Here is a 1,875-nt window from a genome sequence, read left to right as displayed (position 1 = left end):
AGGTCTACGGGGGCCTGGGCCTGATGGACGACCTGCCCTTGGAACGCTTCTGGCGCGACGCGCGGGTCGAACGCATCTGGGACGGCACCTCGGAAATCCAGCGCCACATCATTTCGCGCGACCTGCTGCGCCCGTTGGGGGCCTGAGCCATGCGCGACCTGACCGAACGCGACCTGTCCCGCGTGCTGCGGCCGCGATCCATCGCCGTCTTCGGCGGCGGCTGGTCCACGGCCGTCCTGCGGCAATGCCGCAAGATGGGCTTTGACGGCGAGTTGTGGCCCGTCCACCCGACAAAGGACGAGATCGAGGGCCTGCGCTGCTGGCGCGGCGTGGCCGACCTGCCCAGGCCCCCCGACGCCAGCTTCATCGGCGTCAACCGCGACGGCACGATCCAGATCGTGCGCGAACTGGCCGAACGGGGCGCAGGCGGCGCTGTCTGCTTCGCCTCGGGCTTCGGCGAGGTTTCGGACGGGGGCGAGCGCAACGCCGCCCTTCTGGCGGCGGCGGGGGAAATGCCGATCCTGGGGCCGAACTGCTACGGCCTGATCAACTACCTGGACGGGGCGATCCTGTGGCCCGACCAGCACGGCGGGCAGCGGGTGGAGCGCGGCGCCGCCATCGTGGTGCAATCCTCGAACATCGCCATCAACCTGACCATGCAGAAGCGGGGGCTGCCGCTCGCCTATGTGCTGACGGCCGGGAACCAGGCGCAGACGGGCCTGTCGGACCTGGCCGAGGCCGCGCTGGCCGATCCGCGCGTCACGGTGCTGGGATTGCACATCGAGGGCTTCGACGACCCCCATCGGCTGGAATCGCTGGTCGGGCGCGCGCGCGAACGCGGCGTGCCGGTCGTCGCGCTGAAGGTCGGCGCCTCGGCGGCGGCGCAGGCGATGACGCTGTCGCACACGGCCTCGCTGGCGGGCGCCGACGCGCTGTCGGACGCCTTCCTTTCGCGCATGGGCGTGGTGCGGGCGCGCTCGCTCGACGAATTCGTGGAAACGCTGAAGCTGCTGCATGTCCTGGGCCCCTCGCCCGACCGCACGCTGGGGTCGATGAGCTGCTCGGGCGGCGAGGCCTCGCTGGTGGGCGACGGGGCGGATGCCGAGGGGCTCGACCTGCGGCCCCTGCGGGAAGACGAGGCGGAACGGCTGCGCGCCACCCTGCCGCCGCTGGTGACGATCTCGAACCCGCTCGACTATCACACCTTCACCTGGGGGAACGGGCCGGCGCTGCAGGCGACCTACCGGGCGATGCTGGACTGCGGCTTCGGCATGACGGTCCTGGTGATGGACAGCCCGCGCCCCGACCGCTGCGACGACAACGGCACCGATCTGGCGATGGAGGCCGCGATCGCCGCCCATGCCGAAGGCGGCGGCCGCTTCGCCCTGGTGGCCAGCCTGCCCGAGAACATGACCGAGGCGCAGGCCGACAGGCTGATGGCCGCCGGGATCGCGCCGATGATGGGGCTGGCGAGTGCGCTGAAGGCCATCGCGAACGCGGCGCAGGTGGGCGCGGCCTGGGCCCTTCCCGCCCCTGCGCCGCTGGCGGTGCAGGAGGCGCCCGAAGGTCAGCCGGGGCGGGCGCTGGACGAATGGGCCTCCAAGGGCGTCCTGCGCGGCTTGGGCATCGCCACGCCCGAGGGCGGCATCGCCGCGACCCCGGAGGAGGCCGCCGCGCTTGCAGACCGCATCGGCTATCCCGTCGTGCTGAAGGGCGTGGGCGAGGCGCTGCTGCACAAGACCGAGATGGCGGCGGTCCGGCTGAACCTGCGCGGCCCCGACGACGTGCGGGCGGCGGCGCAGTCGCTTTCGCATCTGGGCTGCGGCTTTCTGGTCGAGCGAATGGTGCAGGGCGCCTTGGCCGAGCTGATCGTGG

The 1,875-nt window shown here is 72.3% G+C and carries 2 protein-coding genes; both read left to right on the top strand.

Going from position 1 to position 1,875, the window contains the following annotated elements:
* A partial coding sequence (locus Q4F04_RS15785) for an acyl-CoA dehydrogenase family protein (RefSeq protein ID WP_303370735.1) occupies window positions 1-146 on the top strand: 146 nt, incomplete at its 5' end.
* Window positions 147-149: 3 nt separating this feature from the next.
* Window positions 150-1,875 (top strand): acetate--CoA ligase family protein (locus Q4F04_RS15780; RefSeq protein ID WP_303370734.1); only part of this gene is annotated, 1,726 nt, incomplete at its 3' end.

The organism is Paracoccus sp. (in: a-proteobacteria), assembly GCF_030536915.1.
In the GTDB taxonomy this organism is placed as follows: domain Bacteria; phylum Pseudomonadota; class Alphaproteobacteria; order Rhodobacterales; family Rhodobacteraceae; genus Paracoccus.
Note: the sequence above shows the minus strand (reverse complement) of the source record. Positions and strands in the feature narration are given on the sequence as shown.